The organism is Mesohalobacter halotolerans (assembly GCF_006120725.1).
In the GTDB taxonomy this organism is placed as follows: domain Bacteria; phylum Bacteroidota; class Bacteroidia; order Flavobacteriales; family Flavobacteriaceae; genus Psychroflexus; species Psychroflexus halotolerans.
In genome coordinates this window covers 224,371-247,318 of the sequence record NZ_SWMU01000002.1, presented here as the reverse complement: position 1 = coordinate 247,318, position 22,948 = coordinate 224,371, and the positions used below count along the sequence as shown (strand labels likewise).

Genomic DNA, 22,948 nt, shown 5'->3' with positions numbered 1-22,948 from the left:
TAAATTAAAATTTATGACAACTATTTCTTAAGTCTATCATCATGGCGTTGAGAAAAAACCATTGAGAGTATTAAACAAATCATAGCAAAAATTACAAGATAATGATTTGTATTATCAGCCAAACTTAAATTTTTATAATCAATCAAATACAACTCAATTGCGATTAAAACTATAGCTACAACACTTACTCCAAGTCTAAGCTTTTTCATTTTTGATAAAGTCTTAAATTTAAACCAATGCTAACTCGCATAAGCTTCTTCAAAATATTGCATGTGATTTTTGAGTCGCTCTATAGTCAAGTTTGTTATTCGCTTATTGAGTGCGCGATTATTTTCAGCATAAATGAGGTATTCATCATAGGTAAACAAGCCTATAAAAACTCCTTTTATGGTATTTCGTAATTTGGTATCTTGTTTTACAGCATGCTCAATGTAGTCGACTTGTTTTTGTAAACTCAAGGTGAAGTAAACATTTTTACGTTTTTTAATGTAGTGTTTAAAAATTTCTAGCAGCAAATCGTTTTGCAGTTTAGCGATGGGTCTTAAAGTTTTGTTTTGAAAACTTTCTTCTTCAGATGTCAATGCGGTCACTTTGGCACCGGAAATCACAGGTCTTAATTCAGATAATTGTTGACTTCTGTTTTCCATGATGTGAATTTTTATAAAATTAAAGATTATGTAAATGCAGTTTAATCTGTGATTTTAGATGTTGTAAACAGGTTATTAACAATCAGTTCTTGATACAACTAGAGGCGTCACATCGAGCCAGCCTTGAGGGCGAGGCAGGTGTTTTATAATTTTTTAGAGTAGGAAAATAGTATAAAAAGTAACGAGATGTGCTACTCCACATCTTCCATTTTAGCCCTGTTTCTTTTAAACGGTCTTATAATCAAACGTTCAGAACGATCGTAATTGATGTAATTGTAAACCCAATTTAAAAAGGTCACTAACCTGTTTTTGATTCCAATTAAGAACCACAAATGCACAAACATCCAAATATACCAAGCTATAAAGCCACCGAGTTGAAATTTACCAATATCAACTACCGCTTTATTTCGTCCGATGGTTGCCATAGAACCTTTATCATTATATTCAAATGGTTGCATCTTTTCACCTTTTATAATGTTGAGGATATTTTTTGCTAATTGTCTTCCTTGTTGAATAGCAGGCTGTGCGACCATAGGATGACCTTTAGGATAATCAACACTATGCATTAATGCAATATCACCTATAGCAAACACATTTTCATAACCCTCAACTTGATTGAACGTATTAACTTTATAGCGGTTAGCACAATTTATCAAACTTTCAGCTTTTAAACCTTGAACAGGCGCGCCATGAACACCAGCACTCCATATAAAATTTTCTGATGAGATGGTTTCACCATTATTGGTAGTAACTTCACAGTTTTTATAATCTTTAACCATGGTTTCTAAGTGAATCTGTACACCCATTTCGGTCAAGTATTTATGAGCATCGGCAGAAGATTCTTCGCTCATGGGTGGTAAAACACGATTAGCACCTTCAATAAGATGTATCTCCAATTCACTAGCATCAAAATCTTTATAATCTTTCTTGATAATATGATTCCTCAACTCTGCGATCGCTCCGCTTAACTCAACACCTGTTGGCCCAGCACCGGCAATGACAAATGTGAGCAAGGCTTTTCGTTTTTCTTTTTCTTCTGTAATTGCTGCTTGTTCCAAACTTTCAAAAATCAAACTTCTTAAATTCAGTGCTTGAGGGACCGTTTTCATCCATACGGCATTTTTTTCTACATTTTCATTGCCAAAGAAGTTTGTTTTTGAACCTGTTGCTATAACTAAATAATCGTAATTGAGCGTTCCAATATTAGTTTCAATCAAATGCTTTTCTGCATGAATTTGATTGACTTCAGCCATTCTAAAATAGCCATTTTTACTGCGGTTTAAGAACTTTCTAAGTGGAAAAGCTATAGAATCTGGCTCTAAGCCCGAAGTAGACACTTGGTACAACAGCGGTTGAAAAGTATGGTAATTACGCTTGTCTATTAATACTAATTGAACGGGCTTGTTTAATAACTTTCGCGTGACAGACATCCCGCCAAATCCACCACCAATGACGACTACTCTAGGATCTTTTGAATCAGGTATATTCATAATACAAATTAATATTTCTTATTTTAATACATTTGATTCGTATATTCTGTAACATTAAGAAAACTTTACTACTTATAAGGTAATAACCGACTTTGTGAAATCTGAACTAGAGCAAAAATTTGTTAATCTTTTAGAAAAGCACCAAAACATCGTGCATAAAATTTGCCGTATGTATGCTGATACTGAAGCACAACACAAAGATTTGTTTCAAGACATTACTGTACAATTATGGAAAGCATACCCTAAATTTAGGGGTGATGCAAAGTTTTCGACTTGGATGTATCGCGTGGCTTTAAATACGGCCATTACATTGTACAGGAAGCAAAAACGACGTGTCAAAACGCAAGATATAGCTGATATCAGCTTTAAAATTGAAGCCGATTATTACGATGACACAACTGAACAACACTTAAAATTGATGTATGCCGCGGTAAAAGAGTTAAATGATATTGATAAAGCGCTGGTATTTTTGTATTTAGAAGATAAGAACTACGCAGAAATTTCTGAAACCCTTGGTATTTCTGAAGTCAATGCCAGAGTAAAAATGAACAGAATAAAAAAGAAATTAAGAACGATTATAAATCCTTGATATGGATGAACTTGATTTATTAAAACAAGACTGGAAACGACAGGAAAAAAACCTGCCGCGTCTCAAAGCAGAAGAAATATATACAATGATGCATAAAAAATCGACGTCTATTGTGAAGTGGATTTTTATCATCAGTATAGCCGAATTTGTGTTTTGGCTTGGAATAGAATCTTTAAGCTTTTTCGAAACTGGTCACAATCTTACTCAAGACATGGGCTTGGGTACTTTTTACAGAATATCATTGGTGGTCAATTATACGATGATTGTTATATTTATTGCCCTGTTTTTTAGGAATTACAAGAAAATAAGCACGGACGATAGTGTAAAAGGATTGATGAGAAACATTATCATCACACGTAAAACTGTTAAGGCTTACGTGTGGTTTAATATTGTTTTCTTTACAATCTCTTTTATGGTTACAGGTTATATTACAATAGATAAATTTACAGGTTCCGAACCCATTAAAGTTAAACTTCTCAGTTTAGGATTTTTGTTTATCGTTTTTTTGGTTTTTCTGTTATTAATAGTTGGTTTCTATAGACTGCTTTACGGCATCTTGACACGTAGGCTTTATAAAAACTATAAAGTATTGAAAAAGATTGACCGTAACGACTAAGATTTGAAAAGACCGTTGAGTTCAGCATCTATTTTGTTTATAATATCTCCCAAGTCTTCCGGGCTATCAACAAAGTTAAATTTATCGACATCTATGATTAACAAGTTACCTTTGTTATAATCGTGAATCCAAGCTTCATAGCGTTCATTGAGGCGGTTCAGGTAATCTATAGAAATCGAATTTTCATATTCACGACCGCGTTTTTGAATCTGATTGACCAAATTGGGCACAGTACTTCTCAAATAAATGAGTAAATCTGGCGGCTTAGTTACCGACTCCATTAAGTCAAACAAAGAGCGGTAATTTTTATAGTCGCGATTTGTCATTAATCCCATAGCATGCAAGTTTGGCGCAAAAATAAAAGCATCCTCGTAAATGGTTCTATCTTGAATAATATCCTTACCACTTTGCCTAATATCTAATATCTGTCTAAAACGCGAGTTGAGAAAATAGACCTGAAGATTAAAGGACCAGCGAGACATTTCGTTATAAAAATCTTCTAGATATGGATTTTCTAAAACATCTTCGTATTGGGCTTCCCATTTAAAATGTTTAGCCAACAGTGCAGTAAGCGTGGTTTTTCCAGCACCGATATTCCCGGCAATAGCAACGTGCATGTAGTTTTATTTTGAAAGAATGGTATATTGAATTACTTTTTTTCCGTCGTAAATATAGAAGTTTTCGCCAGCAAAAAAAAGATTTTTAAGCTCAAGACTATTGAATTCTATGGATTGTGTAATTTCAAAATTTTTATTGAAGATTGTCAACATCTCATTTGCATAGATAAGCAGTTGGTTTTTGTATAAATCTAAGCCATTAATTTGTTTTATTGGAATTTCTTTGACGAGACTTCCATAAATATTATACACCAAAACCCCTTCTTTACTGAGCAGATAACATTGATTGAAGTTGTTGTGCATAGATAAAATATCGACACTAATTGGTAAAGATTTAGCTGTGGTTTTATCAAAACGATAGTCGTAAAGCTCTAGTTGGTTTAGGTCAATATTGTATATCCAAAGGCTTTGATCTTTTGATGTGCCAGCAAAAGCAACATTTTTAAAAGGAAAAACACTATTAAAATCTTGCCGATCAATTTCTGTCATGCGGTTATCTAAAACCACAACGGTATTAGCCGATTGATAAAACAAAATAACTTTGTTGGGATTTAAAATATCTACTCTTGTAAGTTCGCCTAGTAAAACATCTTGAAATGCAAGAGTTTCTAAACCATTATCAGGTTTTTTAAATAAGGTATTATCCTTGACATAATACAAGTTTTGAAATTTGTCGATGCCGACAAACTTATCGGCTTTTAAAGGGATGCTATCAACAGGTTTTAGCGTTGCATTTTGGCTAAAGCAGAACAAACTTATAAATAACAAGCAAAACACCGAAACAAACCTAATAAATTTGAAAACCATCATGTTGTAAATTTATGTATTTAAATAGAGTTTGTCGCTTTGTTTTCTAATTAAAAATAAATGAAATGAAAGGCCTAAACCTACAATGCCTTATACCAACTCAATCCGACCCATAGTTGATGATTGACCTTTTCTAAAAACAGTTCTTCAAGTCGCCATTCTAAACCCCATTCAATTTTATTTTTATCGTTAATGTAGAGTCCTAGTTTTGCCAATACCCTATTTTCTAAATCGGCGTTTGGCGAACGATAAGACCAAACCAGCTCATCTGAAATGGACAAGTAATATTCGCCCGCATCAAGTTGTTGACCTTGAAGAGGAAACTGAAAGCCAGAGCGATATCTAAAGCGTATTTCCGGTTTTCTAGCTCTAGAATACGTCTGGTCACTTCTCAACCTATGCCCTATTCTAAAGGCTGTTAAATTATCTGTCCAGGAAAATTGCTGGATAAAGCGATGCTCATCTGCTGCACTGTCTTTAATACGGTATTGATAACCTAGGGACAATTTTGAAAACAAGCCTATTTTACGCTCGATAAAGTTCTGCATATCCAAACGTTCAAACTGAACATTAATATCTTCAGATGTATCGTTATAGGACGGAAAGCGACTTTCAAGCTTATGAACTATTTTATATTGTTCTGAAGCCTTGTATGACAATGTAAAATCTGGTAAAAAACCCGCAACAACATTTTGAGCAGAACATAAAAGTCCTATAAGACAAAAAATAATAATTAAAAATTGTCGCATTAATAATCTAAAATATCAGTGGATTTGAGCTTAACTTGTCGTTGACTAATAAGATTGCCGGTTTTATTGAATAACAATTCGTAAAGGTGACGTTTTTTATCTTTTTTGGCGTTGACTTCTATTTCGTAGCGTAGGTTTAAATCATCATCAATCTCATTTTCTGAAATAATTTCAAACAAATCCTCTCTTTCTCCAAGATATTCTCGTTGAATCTTTCTGATTTTAAAATCGCTAAATGTAGATTTAAGTTCAGATTTGATTTGTTTAAAAGTATCAGTTTCTATCTGATTTGATTTGGTAATAACTTCAACATTTAAAACTTCACCTTGTCTAGAAAATTCAACACTGTATTGATTTGAATTCTGTTTAAACTTAGCTTCAAACACTTTTTTATCACCGTCTTCTTGATAATACCATTTTACCTTTTTGGGATTTTTTAAATGTTCCCCTAAATCTTCCAGAGCTTCGGTTGGGACTTCATGTGTTTTGACATGTTTTTCAATTTCAATTTTGGTCTGGCTCCAAGTAGGATGAAAAATGAAAAGTGTCAACAACAATAAACTGAACGGCTTCAAAATACTTATTTTTTTGTGGGTTTATCTACAAATGGTCGTTTCTCACGGTTTGCAACCTCCCAAGCGGTGTAAAAAATCAATTTGGCACGTTTAGCTAATAGCTCGTAATTAATTTTATCAGGCGTATCTGTAGGTTGGTGGTAATCTTCATGTGTGCCGTTAAAATAAAATATCACAGGTATATCAAACTTAGCAAAATTGTAATGGTCACTACGGTAATAAAAGCGATTAGGATCGTCTTCAGCGTTGAATTTGTAATCTAAATCCAATTGCACATACTTTTCATTGGTGGCTTCAGATATTTCATGAAGCTCAGTACTTAATCGATCACTGCCTATCAGATAGATATAATTAGGGTTATTTTTATGGGGCTCATCTACTCTACCAATCATGTCAGTATTTAAGTTAGCAACGGTATTTTCTATGGGAAAAATAGGGTTTTTAGAATAATACAGCGAACCGAGAAGCCCTTTCTCTTCTGCAGTTACATGCAAAAACAAAATACCTCGCTTGGGTTGATAGCCATCGTTCTCTGCTTCTTTAAAAGCTTTGGCAATTTCCATCATAGCTACAGTGCCTGAACCATCATCATCGGCACCATTGTATATTTGATCGCCATTCACACCAATATGGTCATAATGAGCCGAAAGCACTAAAATTTCGTCAGTAGAACCATCACCCTCTATAAAAGCCACGACATTTTCAGAATCCGGTAGACGATTATTAAAAAAAGAAGATGGAATATCTTGGTAATAATTATCTTTACCCAAAGGTGATTTAACGCCTATAGATTGATAAAAATTTTTAAGGTATTCCGCAGCTTTCTTCTGTCCAGGCTCTCCAGTTTCCCGACCTTCAAATTCATCTGATGCAAAAGTATAGAGCTTGTTTTTAAGCGTCTGTGAACTGATGGTTTTAGCATAAATTTCTGGATTAACGTCATTAATATCCTTTTGTGCTTTGCACCCTAAAACAATAAAAATACTTAATAGAACAACAAAATTTTTCATGAATTTGATTTTGAAGACTAAAATACTAATCCAAATGTTAATTTTAATATGCTTTAAGGATAAAATTAAAAAGAAAAAGGTTGTTTGTGTTGTTCTACGAGTTCAATAGCTTTTTGTATTTGTTCGAAAGTCTGTTTAATATCGTAATCTAAACCCACTGAAAATCGCACTAAGCCTTCAGATAACCCCATTTCTTTTTGTTCGTCTTCTGAGATTTCACTTGAGGTTGAAGTCCCTGAAGCGCTAAACAAAGTTTTATAAAACCCTAAGCTCACCGCTAAATATCCAATATTTTGATGTTGCATCATTTCCATAATGGCATTGGCATTGTCCAGGCTGCCAAAATCTACAGTCATGATGCCACCATAGCCTATTACATCGGTAAGATAGTTTGAAATCAGGTCATGTTGAAGATGGGATTTTAATCCCGGATAAGTAACATTATAACCAGCTTTTTCAAATTGTTCGGCTAAATAATAGGCGTTTTCAGAGTGTTTTTGCATTCTAATAGGAAGCGTTTTTAAATTTTTTAGAATTGAAGCTGCTCTCAGGCTGTCTAAAGTTTGTCCCAACAACATCGCCAATCCGGAATTGACATCTTTTAAATCATCTATAAATTCAGCAGGTGCACAAACCGCACCGGCAACGGTGTCTGAACTGCCGTTTATGAATTTGGTTAAACTGTGAACTACCACATCTGCACCGTGAATAGCCGGCTGTAACATCTAAGGTGAAAAGGTGTTATCCACCACAAATTTTGTGTTGTGTTTTATTGAAATTTCTGAGATTCTCTTTAAATCAACGATTTCAAGTAGAGGATTACTTATCGATTCGCAATACAACAATTTGGTATGAGGCTGTATGGCGTGTTCTACAGCTTGGCAATTGGTAAAATCTACAAAAGTAGTGTCTATTCCAAATTTGGGTAAGACATTTTTAAGAAAGGCATAGGTGCCGCCATAAATCGTTCTACTAGCCACAATATGGTCGCTTTGCTGGCAGATTTGCAATATGGTAGATGTGATAGCGCCCATACCAGAGGCAAAAACGGTAGCATCTTCGGTGTTTTCCATTTTGGCTAAAGCTGAGCTTAAATATAGGTTGCTCGGCGAGGTATGTCGACTGTATAAAAAACAGCCTTTACCATTACCTTCAAAGGTATCACGCATACCTTTTGCGGTCATAAAAGTATACGTAGAACTGTCTGAAATGGACGGGTTGACGCCCCCAAACTCTCCAAAGTATTGCAAATCTTGTAAAGATGAAGCCGGATGTTTTGACATGATTTGTATTTTACATCAAATTTATATTACTTTAAATATATTTACAACCTATTACTTTAAATTTAGATCTTTTATCTATATTTTTATTTTATATAGAATATATATTTATAATTTAGCACGAAAAGACATTTTTCGAATAATTTATCATGATAAAAATAGATGAGAGAGACAAACAGATATTAAAGCTCTTACAAGAAGATGCCAGCCAAACCACAAAGCAGATTGCTGCTAAAATCAAACTCTCCCAAACCGCTGTTTATGAGCGGATAAAACGATTAGAACGCGAAAAACTCATTACGTCTTATGTCGCCCTATGCGATTTAGAAAAAGTCGATAAAGCTTTCACAGCCTTTTGTATGGTCAAGTTGGTCAACCATACCAGAAAAAGTTTGGAACATTTTGAAAAAGACATCTTAACCCTGGATGAAATCACCGAATGCTATCACATTAGCGGTGAATATGATTATTTACTCAAAATCAATGTTAAAAACATCAAGGCATACCGGCAATTTATGGTAGAAAAACTCACCTCTATTCCTTTTATCAGTAGCACTCAAAGTGCTTTTAACATCAATACTGTAAAATACAGCACAGCAATTTCTTTGACATAATTTTATAAGTTTTGGCAGTGAAAACATTTATATTTGAATTAAAAATAAAATGGGATTGCAAACCCGAAATCCATATACTCATCAAGATTTAAAGCTTTACAAAACCTCGGGTTCAACTGAGCTTGAGGAAAAAATTTCAGCTGCTGATAAAGTTTTTCAGAAGTTTAAAACCTTTAAGCCTTCTTCGCGTGTTGAAAAAATGCAACGTCTCGCCAAATTATTAAGAGACAACTCTTCAAAATACGCCAAACAAATCAGCTTAGAAATGGGCAAACCCTTTTCACAAGCTAAGGGAGAAATTGAAAAATGCGCCTGGGTTTGTGCGTTTTATGCAGATAATGCCCCTCAATTTTTAGAATCCAAAATTGTCAAAACCGATGACAAATCATCTTATATCAACTATGAACCGCTTGGTGTAATTCTGGCCATCATGCCGTGGAATTATCCGTTTTGGCAGGTCTTTAGGGTTATTGCACCAAACTTGATGTTAGGTAACAGCATTTTAATTAAACACGCTCCTAATACACTCGGTTGTGGTGAAATGATTCAAGGTTTGGTTGAAGACGCTGGTTTTAAACCGCATTCTGTTGGGCATATTATCGTTAAAGTTGAACAAATTGAATCAATCATCAACCACAAATTGATTAAAGCTGTAACGCTTACCGGCAGCACTAAAGCCGGCAGTATTGTCGCCAGCCAAGCCGGGAAGGCGATTAAAAAATCAGTTTTAGAACTCGGTGGTAGTAATGCTTTAGTAGTTTTTGAGGATGCCGATTTAGAAAAAACAGCTGAAATATGTGTTAAAGCGCGTTTTCAAAACACCGGACAAAGTTGTATTGCCGGTAAACGGCTTTTGGTTCACAATTCTGTTTACGATGAATTTATGGAAAAAATAAAAGCTGAAATACAACAGCTTAACATTGGTAATCCATTTGATAATAATTCCGATATCAGCGTTATGGCGCGTGAAGATTTAGCTGAAGCACTCAAGTCTCAATTGGATAAATCCGTTAAGATGGGGGCAACAATCAGCCATGGCGGACAACAAGACAAAACCTATTTTGAACCAACTTTAGTTGAAAATGTAACACCTGATATGCCGATTTTTAAAGAAGAAACCTTCGGTCCGGTGTTGGCTGTCACAGCATTTAAAGATGAAGAAGAAGCCGTTAAATTGATCAATACGTCCAAATATGGACTCGGTGTGAGTCTGTTTACAGAAAATAAGTCCAAATATCAACGCCTTATTTCACAAATTGAAGACGGTGCTGTATTTGTTAATTCTTTAGTTAAAAGTGACCCGCGTTTGCCTTTTGGCGGCACAAAACATTCAGGATACGGTCGCGAATTAGGACGAGAGGGCATTTTAGAATTTGCTAATATTAAAACAGTGTATATTCAATAAATCTAATCAAGACCTTACAGGTCTCAGCCTGTCCGCCTTAGGAGGAAGACTTGTGAGGTCTATTTAATATTTCAAGTCAATTTAATAATCTAATAAAAATATCATGAAAAAATTAAACAAAGAACAAATCGAAAAACAATTAAAACATTTCCCAAACTGGTCTTATGATGACAATGCCATACATATTAGTTTTGAGTTTGAAGATTTTAAAAATGCATTTACAGCCATGACACGCATTGCTTTTGAAGCAGAACGCCTTCAACATCACCCCACATGGTCAAACACCTACAACACCGTCAATGTTTCATTGTCAACTCATGATGCTGACGGTGTTACAGAAAAGGACTTTGAATTGGCTGAAGCCATTGAAACGGTTTTGGGGCAATAGTTAGTGGCACTGTATTGCAGCTTCAACCTGTTCTGTTGGTGGGGAAAGCTTAGGCGATATATATTTGATACCTAAACCCATGCCGCGAAGTATAAATAATAAACCGACAATAATCACAGCAACGGGGATAAGTTTTTTGTAGTTGAATTTAAAATGTTTTTTAATAAAAGACTGCGCATAAACCACTGTAGTCATCATAGGCACGGTTCCGAGTCCAAACAACACCATATACATTATACTTCCACTAAAACCTTGTGTAGCAAAAGCACCTACAACAGCCATATAAACCAAGCCGCAGGGCAGAAAACCATTGAGAAAACCCAGACTGAAAAAAGTATCGTATGATTTTTTATGAAGGGCTTTACCCAACTCGGATTTAATGCCATTGATAAATCTAAAAAATGGTCTAAAAACCCCTAAAGGTTTAATATAGGATTGTGGTATTAAAACTAAAATTATCATCAAAATGCCAACTGCTATGGAGATATGCTGTTGGTAACCAAATGCCATAAAGCCCTGACCAACAAGTCCAAAGACTAACCCAATAATAGCATAAGCTAAAATTCGACCAAGGTGGTATAAACTGATTTGAACGCCTTTTTTTAAAGGTTGATGATGGCTTACAGGCAACATAAAGGCAATTGGTCCACACATGCCTACGCAATGCAAACTCCCAACCAATCCTAATATGAATGCTGACCACAACATTATTGAATATTTGCAGATTTTGTGATCAGATAATCTTTATCTTGATAAGTAAAAGCCAACGTAAACTCCCACAAACCTCTTGCTAATGGCCTATTGACCAAAGCTTCACCTTGACTGTTTAATGTGATTGAACTATTAAAATCTAATGCTTTATCAGAAGCGCGATAAGCAAAAATGTTGGCTTCACTTAAACTTTTTAATTCCTCAGGAAAACTCAATAATAACCCATTAGGATTCGCATTAAATTTAATATCTGTAGCATATAACTTGCCATTTTCAATCTTTTGTAGCTTGTCGTTAAGCGTCATCTCTTTTTTGTAGTATTCTTCGACAACTAAGTCATGGTCATAGGCTTTTTGCGTGGTCATGGTAATCACCATATACATGATAAAGCCTATAAATAACGTCATTGCAATAACGATAGATGTTCCCCAATTCAGTTTCATATTTTTTGTTTTTTATTAAAAAGACCGTGGTCCCATAAAGTTTGTGCTGGTTTTTTCAAGCAATTCATTTCCCTTGTAAACGCCTATTTTTAATGTGTTTTCTTCACCTTTAATTTCTGCTTGTGGAATTTCAATAAACAAGGTACCTTCAGATAAGCCCGCTTCTTGAACTTTAAAGTATTCACCTTTGACCAACTTGATTTTGCCTTGATGGGAAAGCAATTTAAAGTTTATGCTATCCATAGAATTTGTCGTTTTATTGACTAATTTATACGTGTAAACATTACTCAAATTACCATCAGCAGTCGTTTCGTAGAGTTGACCAGGTAGTCTTAAAATATCGGCTTCAATATTACTTCTGATAAACAATAAACCAATTAATAACCCCACAAGGATAGTGAGCACTCCCGTATAAGCTTTTAATCTTGGTGTAAATTGAAATTTTGCTTTTTTTGTAATGTTATCTTCACTGGCATAGCGTATCAAGCCTTTAGGCAAATCTACCTTTTCCATAATTTCATCACAGGCGTCAATACAAGCAGTGCAGTTGACACATTCCAGTTGAGTACCATTTCTAATGTCAATTCCTGTTGGACATACATGCACGCATTGATGGCAATCAATACAATCTCCATAACCTAGAGCTGCTCTATCTTCATTTTTTCTAAATTTTTTACGTCCATTTTTAGATTCTCCACGTTTGTGGTCATAAGCCACAACGATAGACTTATTGTCGAGCAAAACGCCTTGCAATCGTCCGTAAGGACAAGCGATGACACAAACTTGTTCGCGAAACCATGCAAAAATAAAGTAAAACACAAATGAGAAAATGATTAAAGGAATAAAAGTTCCCAGGTGTGCTTGCGGACCTTCTGAAACATATTTTAATAATTCATCGCTCCCAATAAGATAAGCCAGAAAAATATTGGCTATTAAAAATGAAATGACATAAAAAATCAACCACTTGCTGCTCTTTTTAATGATTTTTTCTTTGTTCCATGGCATTTTGTCTAAGCGGATTTGTTTACCGCGATCGCCTTCAATAGCGTATTCGATACGTCTGAACACCATTTCTAAAAAAATAGTCTGAGGACAAATCCAACCACAAAATATACGTCCAAAGGCCACTGTAAATAAAGTGATAAAGACCACTCCAATGATCATTGAGATGACCACTAAATAAAAATCTTGAGGCCAAAACGGAAAACCAAAAATATTAAACTTACGCTCTAAAACATTAAAAAGTAAAAACTGATTGCCATTAATTTTAATAAATGGTGAGGCAAACAAAAAAAGTAATAAGGCATAACTTACCCATTTGCGATATTTATAAAATAGGCCATTAGGTTTTTTGGGGTAAACCCATTCGCGCTTTCCTTCTTCATTAATCGTGCCTATACTATCTCTAAAATTCTTCTCAGCCATGATAAATCTCTAATTCAATTATTCTTCATTTTCTGGTTTCCAAATTTCGCCTTGTGGTTCTTTAGGGTCTGATGGCGTGGTTCCTTGAAAGGTCATCACATAACTTGCCACTTCATGCATTTCTGCAGGTGAAAGGTTATTCTTCCACGCCACCATCCCTTTACCAGATCGACCACCTTCACTAATAGTTCTGAATACATTTTTTATTCCTCCACCAAGTATCCAGTGTTCATCTGTAAGGTTTGGACCTATTCCGCCACCGCCATCAACTTTGTGACAAGCCACACAGTTTTGAACATAAATTTGTTCTCCATTTTGAAGTCGCGCTTCATCTTCAAGCATGGTGACATTTTCAGCATTGACAAAATCTTTGGCATTTTCTTTCCATTCTTCAATAGCAACTTCAGCCTCTGCTACTTCTGTTAAGTATTCTTCTTCTTGATCGTAATCATTAAAAATGTGAAAGCGGACTAAATAAACTGCGGCAAAAATAATGGTGAGATAAAAACTGTAAACCCACCATGGCGGTAAGCGGTTGTCTAACTCACGAATCCCGTCATAGTTATGGTCAAGTTCTATTTCGTGCTCTTCTTCAATCTTTTTACTTTTTGTCATCGCTTGCATTAAGCGTTCTACTTGTCTTGAGAAATACGTTGACTTTTTAGCTTGAGCTTTATCAAAAGCTTCTTTTTTGTCTTCAGATAAAGACAAATACAAAATCTTATGTAATGCAGCCACAGTAACTTCAATAGCAATTGCGACAATTAAAACCATAAATACAAATAGTGCAGCAAATGGCTTTTCAAAAATAGCGTATTCCCCTTTTGGTAAATCGGTAAAATACTCGGTTCCGATGATAGCTATAACTACAAGTGCTATAACTCTTAAATATGATGCAGTTGTTCTCATTGGTTGTTGTCTTTTGGATTGGTTTCTAAAGGCATCTCGCTCATGGCTTTACTTTGTTGTTTGGATGTGGTAAACACCCACCAAAACAACACTACAAAGAAGCTAAAGAAAATGAGCAAGGTGATGATAGGGTAAATTTCAACCCCGTCTATACTTTCTAAATATTGTTTAGCAAATTTCATTTTTACAAGATTTTATGTTAATTAGAAGCAGTAGATGCGTTGTCTGATGCTTTTTTAATATCTGTACCAAGACGTTGTAAATAAGCAATTAAGGCTACAATTTCACGGTCTTTCATTTCTACAAACTCTTCTCCACTAGCTTTAGCTGCTTTTTTATCAGCTTCATAAGTTTTGACAAAATCTGGATCGGTATACAGGCTTTCCTCAATCCTTTGTCCTTGCTTGTCCATTGCCGCTTGCGCATTGGCGATTTCCTCGTCTGAGTAAGGCACGCCAAGTTTGACGAGAGTTTTCATTTTAGCTTCTGTTTCAGATTTATCTAATTCATCTGTGATTAGCCATGGATATTTTGGCATAATTGAGCCTGGCGATGTGCTACTCGGATTATACATGTGATTAAAATGCCAGCTGTCATTATACTTACCCCCTACACGAAGTAAGTCTGGTCCTGTTCTTTTACTTCCCCATAAAAATGGTCTGTCATAGACGTATTCGCCACCTTTAGAGTATTCGCCATAGCGTTCCACTTCACTTCTAAATGGCCTAACCATTTGCGAGTGACAACCTACACAGCCTTCACGGATATAGATATCACGTCCTTCTAACTCAAGTGGCGTATAGGGTTTTACGGAGCTTATAGTAGGTACATTAGAATCTACCATAATGGTCGGAATAATTTGCACCGCACCACCAATTAATATCGCAATAGTTGCTAGAATAGTAAGTTTAACTGGCTTACGTTCTAACCAAGTGTGAAAAGCTTCGGTTTTTTGACGTTTAGTCACTTTTACTAAGGCTGCAGCCTCTGCCAGTTCATCTTCAACTTTAGAACCAGAAGCTACCGTTCGCCATACGTTATAGACCATTACAAATACTCCTACAATATATAAGCTACCACCGATAGCACGCATCCAATACATTGGCATGATTTCGTTGACCGTTTCTAAAAAGTTACCGTATACTAAAGTGCCACTTGGGTTAAATTGTTTCCACATAAAAGCCTGAACAAATCCAGCAACATACATTGGTAAGGCATAAAGCACGATACCAAGAGTTCCAAGCCAAAAATGAACATTAGCTAAACCTATAGAGTGTAATTTAGTTTTATACAATCTTGGAATGAGCCAGTACAACATCCCAAAAGTCAAAAAGCCATTCCATGCTAGCGCGCCAACGTGAACGTGAGCGATAATCCAGTCGGTAAAATGCGCAATCGCGTTGACGTTTTTAAGTGATAACATCGGCCCTTCAAAGGTAGCCATACCATAACCTGTAATGGCGACCACCATAAATTTCAAAATAGGATCTTGCCGGACTTTGTCCCAAGCGCCACGTAAAGTTAAAAGACCGTTTATCATACCACCCCAAGACGGCATAATTAACATCACCGAAAAGACCACACCGAGGTTCTGCGCCCAATCGGGCAAAGCAGAATATAACAAATGGTGAGGTCCGGCCCAGATATAAATAAAAATTAACGACCAAAAGTGTATGATAGATAATTTATAAGAATATACAGGTCGATTAGCAGCTTTAGGTACAAAATAATACATTAGACCCAGAAACGGCGTAGTGAGGAAAAACGCCACCGCATTATGACCATACCACCATTGCACAAGTGCATCTTGCACACCAGCATAAGCAGAATAACTTTTAAGAAAATCTGCTGGTAAGGCTAAACTGTTAAAGATATGAAGCACTGCAACAGTCACAAATGTGGCGATATAAAACCAAATGGCAACATATAAGTGACGCTGTCTTCGCTTGATCATGGTCCAGATTAAATTTACACCAAAAGCTACCCAAACCAAGGCAATCATGATATCAATTGGCCACTCTAATTCAGCATATTCTTTAGACGTAGTATACCCCAATGGAAGTGTAATTGCTGCAGCCACAATAATAGCTTGCCAGCCCCAAAAATTTAATTTACTCAAAAAGTCACTTGCCATTCTTGCCTTTAATAAGCGTTGTGTAGAATAATAGACGCCCGCAAAAATCGCATTACCCACAAATGCAAAAATCACTGCATTAGTATGTAGTGGTCTTAAACGCCCATAACTTAACCAAGGAATGCCTTCAGTTAAGTTAGGAAATAAATACAAAAAGGCCACCAGTAAACCTACTGACATGCCTACGACGCCCCATACAATTGTAGCGTAAATGAAGTTTTTTACGATCTTGTTATCGTAGTGAAACCGTTCTAATTCCATAATTTATTGTGTTTCGTTAACAGGTTTTTCATCCCTTTCTGAGTCTTCATCCACAAGCTCGTCGTCAAAGAGCATCCGCACAGATGGAGTATAGCTATCGTCGTATTGTCCTTTTTTTACCGAGAAGATAAAAAGCACAAAGAAGAAAATAGCGACTATGGTGCTGATGGCTAAGAGGATGTAAATGACACTCATAAAAGAATTTTGGTCAAAAATAGAGTGGTCATAAAGTTTAAAAAATGACCATCATCATATTTTAATGTAAAGGCAAACATATTCTTGTAAGTAACAAAAGTTACTGATAGAGCGTACCTCATCAACTACTTTTGCACTAAAATTTGAATTATGAAAGCAATTTGGTTTGGTGGATTGATTGTGATGCTTACTCAAATAAGTTGGTCTCAAGACTATAAATCTATTTCTATGGATAGTTTGAGTTCAGCGATTCAATCCAAAAACTTATCTATCAAAATAAACACAGAAAGTTTGAATATGACTCAAGCACAATATCGTGAATCCAATGCGGCTATTTTGCCACAATTATCAATTAGCCATCAAGGTTTTAGAACCAACAATCCAGTGATGGCTTTTGGGTCTAAGCTTAACCAAGGTGTTTTTAATCAAAGTGATTTTGATGTTAATGCGCTTAATAACCCTGAGGCTTTATCTAACTTCACCACTACTCTTGAGGTAGCGCAGCCTGTTTTAAATATTGACAAACTTATCCAACGAAAAGCTTTAAAATATGCCTCAAGAGCTCAAGAATTTCAAAATAATTATAGGACCTCAGCTTTAATTTTAAAATCAAAAACGCTTTATATGCAATTGCAGTTAGCTTACGGTTCTGAAAAAGTCATAGAAAAAGCCTTAAAAACTGCAAATCTAAATAAAACGCAAACCCAAAATCTTTACGAGGAAGGCTTAATTCAAAAAGCAGATTTGCTGGCAGCTCAAATGAGACATTCTGAGGTGGAGACACAAAGCATTGCTGTTCAAAATCAAATACAAAATCTTTCAGATCAAATCAAACAGCTCATACAAGATGAGGCTGAAGCGATTTTGAAACCAACAGATTCTCTTCAAATGATTGATATGTGGTCAGATTCGAGAATAGAAAGCACCAATATTGAAAACACATCAGACATTAAAGCTTTTGAGCTCAAAGCGCAGTCGTTTTCAGAATTATATAAAGCACAGAGATACAGTTTTTTACCAACTTTAAACGCCTTTGGCCAATTACAATTTTTTGATGATGAAATTTTTGGCACCTCTAGTGATAACTATTTCTTTGGGGCAGAACTCAAATGGGATTTATTTAAAGGGTATTCCCGAATTGCCAAACTTCAAAAAACTAAAGCTGAAGCTGAAAAAGTAGAATTAGAGCAACAAAATTATCTACAACAAAAACAAAATGATGTCAAGCAAAGCATCAGAAATATTGAAATGGCTGAACAAAATATGAATAGCCACAAAATTGCAGTACAACAATCACAAGAAGCTTTTCGTATTCTCAAAAACCGATACGATGAAGGTCTCGAAAAAACCACGGATGTCTTGGCTGCAGAAACCAAGTATGCCAACACACAGCTGGCATATCTTCAATCGGTGTTTAACTATAATTACAACCTTTTATACTATCAATTTTTAACTGAAAAATAATAAACATGACAAGACATAAATTCATATACGGTATTTTAACTTTAGCACTTCTATCCTGCGGTAGTTCTGATAAAAAAGACAAGAGTTCTGATAATCAGGCTGTTAAGGTTGAGACCATGAAAGTCAATAGCTCTACTCAGAATAGATTTAGTTTTAGCGGAACCATCAGTGCAAAGCAAATGTCAACTATAAAAACACGCCACGCGGGGTACGTGAAAAATATTTTAGTCAATGTGGGAGATAAGGTAAAGAAAAATCAAATTCTACTCAATATTGATAATGCAGATCTCCAGACAAAACTTCAACAGGCTAAAGCCGGAAAAGAACAGGCGCAGAAGCAGTTTGAGATTGCCCAAAAAGACCTAAAGCGTTATGAAAGACTTAAGGAATCAAACAGCATTTCTGATAAAGAACTGGAGCAAATTCAATTACAATACCAGTCTAGTCTATCAGCGTTTGAACAAGCCAAACAAAGCTACAATCAGGTAGCAGCTATGATGGACTATACTAATATCAAAGCGCCTTTTACTGGGACTATAAGCAATAAAATGATTCAAGAAGGCGATATGGCCATGCCGGGTATGCCGTTGTTAAGTCTAACATCTTCATCTCAACTCGAAGTAAAGTCCAATCTAAGTGAAACACAAATTACCAAAGTAAAACCTCGACAGAAGGTGAGTATACAAGTGCCTTCAGTCGGAAAAACTTTTAAGGGCATTATCACAGAAGTCAGTTCGTCTTCTGAAACTAATGGTAACCGATACTTCGTCAAGACTGCTTTTAAAAATACACCAAAAGAGGTGCTTTCAGGCATGTTTGCTAAACTATACACCGATTCTAGAACCCAAGGAGATTCAAAGGAAGTTTTAGTAAGCATTCCACAATCCGTGTTAGTTAGACAAAACGGTTTAGAAGGTGTTTATGTGTATGGAAAGAGCAATACCGCTTTACTTCGATGGATAAAAACCGGGCGACAAATAGGCGATCAGATTGAAGTATTATCAGGTTTAACGCCGCAAGACAAAATCATAATTTCAGCTGAAAGCAGGCTGTATAACGGATTGAATATAACAGAATAAAAAAACTTAAATCGTGAAAAACGGAATAGCAGGAAATATAGCCAAAGTCTTTTTAGACTCTAAGCTCACCATATTGTTAATGATCGTATTTATGGTCATTGGGGTTTACAGTTCATTTTTGATTCCTCGTGAGGAAGAACCGCAAATCGATGTCCCTATGGCCGATATTTTTGTGGGTTATCCCGGAGCCAGCCCGACAGAAGTAGAATCTCGAGTGGCAAAACCACTTGAGAAAATTGTCTCCAACATTACTGGTGTAGAATATGTCTACTCCACCTCAATGAGCGGACAAGCCATGCTGATTGTGCAGTTTGTCGTCGGCGAAGATATTGAGCGTTCGTATGTCAAACTTTACGACGAATTGATGAAAAATATGAACCACATGCCTGAAGGTGTGACGCCACTATTGGTCAAAACTCGGTCGATCAACGATGTCCCTATTATGAATTTGACCTTGTGGAGTGAAGAAGTGGATGATACACAAATGAAAAAAGTGGCCTTAACACTAAAGGATCGCATCGAACAGATTGAAGACATTTCAGTAGTTGAGGATATTGGTGGAAGACGAGAGCAAATTGACATCATCGTAAATCCCGAAAAACTGAACACATTTAAATTGAACGTTACTCAGATTCAACAAATGCTGAGAGCCAATAATATGCGTTTATCAACTGGGGAAATGATTCAGTCTAACGAAAGTATTTCTTTAAAAACCGGTCAATTTTTTAGCAGCATTGAAGATTTAAAACAACTGATTGTAGGTCAAATGGACCAAAAACCCATTTACCTTGATCAGGTAGCCAAAATCGAATATGCCGCATCAAGTCCTCAGAATTTTGTAAGTTTTGGATATGGTCTAGCCTCTACTAAACAGACCGAATATCCCTCTGAATATCCAGCAGTGAGTTTGTCTATTGCAAAACGCAAAGGTGCGGACGCCATGCAGTTGGCCAACGTAGTTATTGCTAACATAGACCAGTACCAAAAAGAATTTATACCTGATAACATCAAGGTTGAAGTTACCCGAAATTATGGAGAAACCGCTTCACAAAAAGTGTCTGAACTTCTACTCCATCTTATAGGAGCTATTATTGCTGTTACCATTATAGTTATGCTAGCCATGGGTTGGCGCGGAGGTCTTGTCGTGTTTTTATCAGTACCTGTAACCTTTGCCTTAACTTTATTGAGTTATTACCTTCTGGATTATACCTTAAACCGGATTACACTTTTTGCTTTAATATTTGTAACTGGTATTGTGGTTGACGATTCCATCATTATTGCTGAAAATATGCACCGGCATTTTAAAATGAAGCAATTACCGTTTAAAAAAGCAGCGATCTACGCCATCAATGAAGTTGGTAATCCTACAATTTTAGCCACTTTTACAGTCATTGCATCAGTTTTACCTATGGCTTTCGTTAGCGGATTAATGGGGCCGTATATGAGTCCGATGCCGATAGGCGCCTCAATTGCAATGATTTTATCATTGTTTGTAGCTCTAACCATTGTGCCTTATCTCGGTTTTATATTTTTAAAGAAAACCGAAAAAGCATCAAAAGAGGAAAAACCTAAAGACATTACAGATTCTAAAATCTATAAATTTTATAAAAAACTTCAACAACCTTTATTAGAGAATAAAGCTAAACGTTGGGGATTTTTGGGGATTATCTTTTTAATCCTGTTTGCGTCCTTTATTTTATTTTTTACTAACTCGGTCATCGTCAAAATGTTACCGTTTGATAATAAAAATGAATTTCAAATTGTTATCGACTTACCTGAAGGCAGCACTTTAGAACAAACTAATGCCGTCACCCAAGAAATTGCGCAGTATGTTCGTCAGCGCCCTGAAGTGATCAATTATCAATCTTATGTCGGCACGGCTTCACCGATTACGTTTAATGGCCTAGTAAGACATTATGATTTACGTCAAAACCAATACCTCGCTGATATTCAAGTTAATATCACGAATAAACATGATCGGTCAGCACAAAGTCACGATATAGCCAAAGACTTTAGAGCTGGCGTAAAAGCCATAGCTGACCAGTTTGGTGCAGAAATTAAAATTGTAGAAGTCCCACCAGGACCACCGGTTTTATCGACAATTGTAGCCGAAGTTTACGGGCCTGATTATCAAAAACAGATTCAACTGGCTGACAGCATCAAAACTATCTTAGGTAAAACTACAGATGTGGTGGATATCGACTGGCATGTAGAAGCTCCACAACAGGAATATGACTTGATTATTGATAAAGAAAAAGCACAGCTCAAAGGCATTCAATCAGTACAAGTTATACAGAATTTAAACCTTGTGATGCAAGATAAACCAATAGCTCAACTTTATGAAGAACAGTCTAATTTACCAACGCGTATTTCTTTAAAATTATCGGATGCGGACAAAAGTAATATCAGTCAGGCTTTAAATTTGCCTGTAATTTCCCAACAAGGTTTAGCTTATCCTTTATCTGATTTTATAACTGTAGATCAAAAAACCATTGATAAAAGTATTTACAGAAAAAATCAACGTCGGGTAGTTTATGTCACTGCAGAGATGGCTGGTAAACTCGAAAGCCCCGTTTATGCCATTCTCGGTATGGAAGACAAACTCAAAGCTATTGATATGCCTAAAGGATATAAAATAAATGAATCCTATATAGGATTACCAAAACATACTGATGATTTTACAGTCAAATGGGATGGCGAGTGGCAAATTACCCTAGAAGTCTTTAGGGATTTAGGTTTGGCTTTTTTAGGGGTCATTATCATCATTTATATGCTCATTGTTGGTTGGTTTCAAAGTTTTAGAGCACCTATTGTAATGATGATAGCCATCCCACTTTCTCTGGTTGGAATTATACTAGGCCATTGGATTATGGGGGCATTCTTTACAGCAACTTCATTTATTGGGATGATTGCTTTAGCTGGAATTATGGTCAGGAACTCCGTGCTTTTAATTGACTTTGTCAATCTTAAACTAAAAGAAGGCATGCCACTGAAAGAAGCGATCTTGCAAGCTGGTGCTGTAAGAACAACCCCAATTTTATTAACAGCGGGAACCGTTGTTATTGGAGCGTTTGTGATACTGTTTGATCCTATTTTTCAAGGACTTGCTATATCCTTAATGGGCGGATCGATTGCTTCAACAGTATTGACTTTATTGGTTATCCCCTTGATTTATTACATCATTGAGAAAAAGAAAGGATAAGTTATGGAGTTAGAGGTTAGAAGTTAGAAGTTAGAGGTTAGAGGTTAGAGGTTAGAGGTTAGAGGTTAGAAAAATAATTTTTGAATTTTAAACTTGAAACCTGAAATGGAAAACTTGAAACATTAAAAAATTAAATTTAAAAATAAATAATTATGAAAAATAGAATTGTAAGAGGCGTAGCCGGAAGTTTTGTGTTAATTAGCTTGCTATTAGCGATTTATGTCAACATCAATTGGTTGTGGTTTACCGCTTTTGTCGGTGCTAATTTACTTCAATCATCATTGACCAAATGGTGTTTACTGGAAGATATCTTAAAGAAATTTGGTATCAAAAATTAA

The 22,948-nt window shown here is 35.7% G+C and carries 23 protein-coding genes and 1 pseudogene; 9 read left to right on the top strand and 15 right to left on the bottom strand.

Features of this window, described 5'->3' with window-relative positions; genetic code table 11:
* Positions 1–239 precede the first annotated feature (239 nt).
* A complete protein-coding gene (locus tag FCN74_RS05670) occupies positions 240–647 on the bottom strand; it encodes a glyoxalase (protein WP_138931627.1) in 408 nt (135 codons plus the stop codon).
* Between the two features lie 191 nt (positions 648–838).
* A complete protein-coding gene (locus FCN74_RS05665; protein WP_138931626.1) occupies positions 839–2,137 on the bottom strand; it encodes an NAD(P)/FAD-dependent oxidoreductase in 1,299 nt (432 codons plus the stop codon).
* Positions 2,138–2,231: 94 nt separating this feature from the next.
* On the opposite strand from FCN74_RS05665, the gene FCN74_RS05660 reads away from it, so the two are divergent.
* Together FCN74_RS05660 and FCN74_RS05655 are read left to right on the top strand one after the other, a co-directional pair.
* Positions 2,232–2,726: an RNA polymerase sigma factor gene (locus tag FCN74_RS05660; RefSeq protein ID WP_138931625.1), complete on the top strand. Its 495-nt coding sequence runs from the start codon at positions 2,232–2,234 to the stop codon at positions 2,724–2,726.
* Between the two features lies 1 nt (position 2,727).
* Positions 2,728–3,342, top strand: a complete 615-nt coding sequence (locus tag FCN74_RS05655; RefSeq protein WP_138931624.1) for a hypothetical protein — start codon at positions 2,728–2,730, stop codon at positions 3,340–3,342.
* On the opposite strand, the gene FCN74_RS05650 is transcribed toward FCN74_RS05655, so the two are convergent.
* From FCN74_RS05650 to FCN74_RS05625, 6 genes and pseudogenes are all read right to left on the bottom strand, one after another.
* Entirely contained in the window at positions 3,339–3,959 is a 621-nt protein-coding gene (locus FCN74_RS05650) for a deoxynucleoside kinase (RefSeq protein ID WP_138931623.1), read from the bottom strand. The genes FCN74_RS05655 and FCN74_RS05650 overlap by 4 nt on opposite strands.
* 6 nt (positions 3,960–3,965) lie before the next feature.
* Positions 3,966–4,769: a DUF6705 family protein gene (locus tag FCN74_RS05645; protein ID WP_138931622.1), complete on the bottom strand. Its 804-nt coding sequence runs from the start codon at positions 4,767–4,769 to the stop codon at positions 3,966–3,968.
* Between the two features lie 77 nt (positions 4,770–4,846).
* Entirely contained in the window at positions 4,847–5,515 is a 669-nt protein-coding gene (locus FCN74_RS05640) for a DUF2490 domain-containing protein (protein WP_138931621.1), read from the bottom strand.
* On the bottom strand, positions 5,515–6,090 hold the full coding sequence (locus tag FCN74_RS05635; RefSeq protein WP_138931620.1) for a hypothetical protein: 576 nt from the start codon (positions 6,088–6,090) through the stop codon (positions 5,515–5,517). Before FCN74_RS05635 ends, FCN74_RS05640 begins: the two co-directional genes overlap by 1 nt.
* 5 nt (positions 6,091–6,095) lie before the next feature.
* Positions 6,096–7,100 carry a M28 family metallopeptidase gene (locus FCN74_RS05630; RefSeq protein WP_138931619.1) on the bottom strand — a complete coding sequence of 335 codons (1,005 nt, stop codon included), beginning with the start codon at positions 7,098–7,100 and terminating at the stop codon, positions 6,096–6,098.
* A 65-nt stretch (positions 7,101–7,165) separates the two neighbouring features.
* Positions 7,166–8,383, bottom strand: a pseudogene (locus FCN74_RS05625) (aminotransferase class I/II-fold pyridoxal phosphate-dependent enzyme).
* A gap of 146 nt (positions 8,384–8,529) precedes the next feature.
* On the opposite strand from FCN74_RS05625, the gene FCN74_RS05620 reads away from it, so the two are divergent.
* The 3 genes from FCN74_RS05620 (at position 8,530) to FCN74_RS05610 (ending at position 10,787) form a co-directional block, all read left to right on the top strand.
* A complete protein-coding gene (locus FCN74_RS05620; RefSeq protein WP_138931618.1) occupies positions 8,530–8,994 on the top strand; it encodes an Lrp/AsnC family transcriptional regulator in 465 nt (154 codons plus the stop codon).
* 49 nt (positions 8,995–9,043) lie between these two features.
* Positions 9,044–10,399 (top strand): NAD-dependent succinate-semialdehyde dehydrogenase, encoded by a 1,356-nt coding sequence (locus tag FCN74_RS05615; RefSeq protein ID WP_138931617.1) that lies wholly within the window; start codon positions 9,044–9,046, stop codon positions 10,397–10,399.
* A gap of 103 nt (positions 10,400–10,502) precedes the next feature.
* Positions 10,503–10,787: a 4a-hydroxytetrahydrobiopterin dehydratase gene (locus tag FCN74_RS05610; protein WP_138931616.1), complete on the top strand. Its 285-nt coding sequence runs from the start codon at positions 10,503–10,505 to the stop codon at positions 10,785–10,787.
* Here FCN74_RS05610 and FCN74_RS05605 read toward each other — a convergent pair whose 3' ends face one another.
* The 7 genes from FCN74_RS05605 to ccoS are packed head-to-tail and all read right to left on the bottom strand — an operon-like array spanning position 10,788 to position 16,865.
* Positions 10,788–11,495, bottom strand: a complete 708-nt coding sequence (locus tag FCN74_RS05605; RefSeq protein WP_138931615.1) for a sulfite exporter TauE/SafE family protein — start codon at positions 11,493–11,495, stop codon at positions 10,788–10,790. It lies immediately after the preceding gene.
* Positions 11,495–11,941 (bottom strand): FixH family protein, encoded by a 447-nt coding sequence (locus FCN74_RS05600; RefSeq protein WP_138931614.1) that lies wholly within the window; start codon positions 11,939–11,941, stop codon positions 11,495–11,497. Before FCN74_RS05600 ends, FCN74_RS05605 begins: the two co-directional genes overlap by 1 nt.
* Before the next feature lie 15 nt (positions 11,942–11,956).
* Entirely contained in the window at positions 11,957–13,366 is a 1,410-nt protein-coding gene (gene ccoG, locus FCN74_RS05595; RefSeq protein WP_138931613.1) for a cytochrome c oxidase accessory protein CcoG, read from the bottom strand.
* Between the two features lie 18 nt (positions 13,367–13,384).
* Positions 13,385–14,275 carry a cbb3-type cytochrome c oxidase N-terminal domain-containing protein gene (locus tag FCN74_RS05590; RefSeq protein WP_138931612.1) on the bottom strand — a complete coding sequence of 297 codons (891 nt, stop codon included), beginning with the start codon at positions 14,273–14,275 and terminating at the stop codon, positions 13,385–13,387.
* A complete protein-coding gene (locus FCN74_RS05585; protein ID WP_138931611.1) occupies positions 14,272–14,457 on the bottom strand; it encodes a CcoQ/FixQ family Cbb3-type cytochrome c oxidase assembly chaperone in 186 nt (61 codons plus the stop codon). The genes FCN74_RS05590 and FCN74_RS05585 overlap by 4 nt, the downstream gene beginning before the upstream one ends.
* A 17-nt stretch (positions 14,458–14,474) precedes the next feature.
* A complete protein-coding gene (gene ccoN / locus FCN74_RS05580) occupies positions 14,475–16,670 on the bottom strand; it encodes a cytochrome-c oxidase, cbb3-type subunit I (RefSeq protein ID WP_138931610.1) in 2,196 nt (731 codons plus the stop codon).
* 3 nt (positions 16,671–16,673) lie between these two features.
* Positions 16,674–16,865 carry a cbb3-type cytochrome oxidase assembly protein CcoS gene (gene ccoS / locus FCN74_RS05575; RefSeq protein WP_138931609.1) on the bottom strand — a complete coding sequence of 64 codons (192 nt, stop codon included), beginning with the start codon at positions 16,863–16,865 and terminating at the stop codon, positions 16,674–16,676.
* Positions 16,866–17,015: 150 nt separating this feature from the next.
* Between ccoS and FCN74_RS05570 the strand changes: the two genes are divergently transcribed.
* From FCN74_RS05570 to FCN74_RS05555, 4 genes are all read left to right on the top strand, one after another.
* Entirely contained in the window at positions 17,016–18,329 is a 1,314-nt protein-coding gene (locus FCN74_RS05570; protein WP_138931608.1) for a TolC family protein, read from the top strand.
* A 5-nt stretch (positions 18,330–18,334) separates the two neighbouring features.
* Complete coding sequence (locus tag FCN74_RS05565) at positions 18,335–19,408, top strand: efflux RND transporter periplasmic adaptor subunit (protein WP_138931607.1); 1,074 nt, start codon at positions 18,335–18,337, stop codon at positions 19,406–19,408.
* 13 nt (positions 19,409–19,421) lie between these two features.
* Entirely contained in the window at positions 19,422–22,610 is a 3,189-nt protein-coding gene (locus tag FCN74_RS05560; RefSeq protein ID WP_138931606.1) for an efflux RND transporter permease subunit, read from the top strand.
* A gap of 152 nt (positions 22,611–22,762) precedes the next feature.
* Complete coding sequence (locus FCN74_RS05555; RefSeq protein WP_138931605.1) at positions 22,763–22,948, top strand: YgaP family membrane protein; 186 nt, start codon at positions 22,763–22,765, stop codon at positions 22,946–22,948.

What these genes read in the sequence shown, in the direction of transcription:
- FCN74_RS05670 (WP_138931627.1), bottom strand. Translation starts at nt 647, where the DNA reads ATGGAAAACAGAAGTCAACAATTATCTGAATTAAGACCTGTGATTTCC.
- FCN74_RS05665 (WP_138931626.1), bottom strand. Translation starts at nt 2,137, where the DNA reads ATGAATATACCTGATTCAAAAGATCCTAGAGTAGTCGTCATTGGTGGT.
- FCN74_RS05655 (WP_138931624.1), top strand. Translation starts at nt 2,728, where the DNA reads ATGGATGAACTTGATTTATTAAAACAAGACTGGAAACGACAGGAAAAA.
- FCN74_RS05650 (WP_138931623.1), bottom strand. Translation starts at nt 3,959, where the DNA reads ATGCACGTTGCTATTGCCGGGAATATCGGTGCTGGAAAAACCACGCTT.
- FCN74_RS05645 (WP_138931622.1), bottom strand. Translation starts at nt 4,769, where the DNA reads ATGATGGTTTTCAAATTTATTAGGTTTGTTTCGGTGTTTTGCTTGTTA.
- FCN74_RS05640 (WP_138931621.1), bottom strand. Translation starts at nt 5,515, where the DNA reads ATGCGACAATTTTTAATTATTATTTTTTGTCTTATAGGACTTTTATGT.
- FCN74_RS05630 (WP_138931619.1), bottom strand. Translation starts at nt 7,100, where the DNA reads ATGAAAAATTTTGTTGTTCTATTAAGTATTTTTATTGTTTTAGGGTGC.
- FCN74_RS05620 (WP_138931618.1), top strand. Translation starts at nt 8,530, where the DNA reads ATGATAAAAATAGATGAGAGAGACAAACAGATATTAAAGCTCTTACAA.
- FCN74_RS05615 (WP_138931617.1), top strand. Translation starts at nt 9,044, where the DNA reads ATGGGATTGCAAACCCGAAATCCATATACTCATCAAGATTTAAAGCTT.
- FCN74_RS05610 (WP_138931616.1), top strand. Translation starts at nt 10,503, where the DNA reads ATGAAAAAATTAAACAAAGAACAAATCGAAAAACAATTAAAACATTTC.
- FCN74_RS05605 (WP_138931615.1), bottom strand. Translation starts at nt 11,495, where the DNA reads ATGTTGTGGTCAGCATTCATATTAGGATTGGTTGGGAGTTTGCATTGC.
- FCN74_RS05600 (WP_138931614.1), bottom strand. Translation starts at nt 11,941, where the DNA reads ATGAAACTGAATTGGGGAACATCTATCGTTATTGCAATGACGTTATTT.
- ccoG (WP_138931613.1), bottom strand. Translation starts at nt 13,366, where the DNA reads ATGGCTGAGAAGAATTTTAGAGATAGTATAGGCACGATTAATGAAGAA.
- FCN74_RS05590 (WP_138931612.1), bottom strand. Translation starts at nt 14,275, where the DNA reads ATGAGAACAACTGCATCATATTTAAGAGTTATAGCACTTGTAGTTATA.
- FCN74_RS05585 (WP_138931611.1), bottom strand. Translation starts at nt 14,457, where the DNA reads ATGAAATTTGCTAAACAATATTTAGAAAGTATAGACGGGGTTGAAATT.
- ccoN (WP_138931610.1), bottom strand. Translation starts at nt 16,670, where the DNA reads ATGGAATTAGAACGGTTTCACTACGATAACAAGATCGTAAAAAACTTC.
- ccoS (WP_138931609.1), bottom strand. Translation starts at nt 16,865, where the DNA reads ATGAGTGTCATTTACATCCTCTTAGCCATCAGCACCATAGTCGCTATT.
- FCN74_RS05570 (WP_138931608.1), top strand. Translation starts at nt 17,016, where the DNA reads ATGAAAGCAATTTGGTTTGGTGGATTGATTGTGATGCTTACTCAAATA.
- FCN74_RS05565 (WP_138931607.1), top strand. Translation starts at nt 18,335, where the DNA reads ATGACAAGACATAAATTCATATACGGTATTTTAACTTTAGCACTTCTA.
- FCN74_RS05555 (WP_138931605.1), top strand. Translation starts at nt 22,763, where the DNA reads ATGAAAAATAGAATTGTAAGAGGCGTAGCCGGAAGTTTTGTGTTAATT.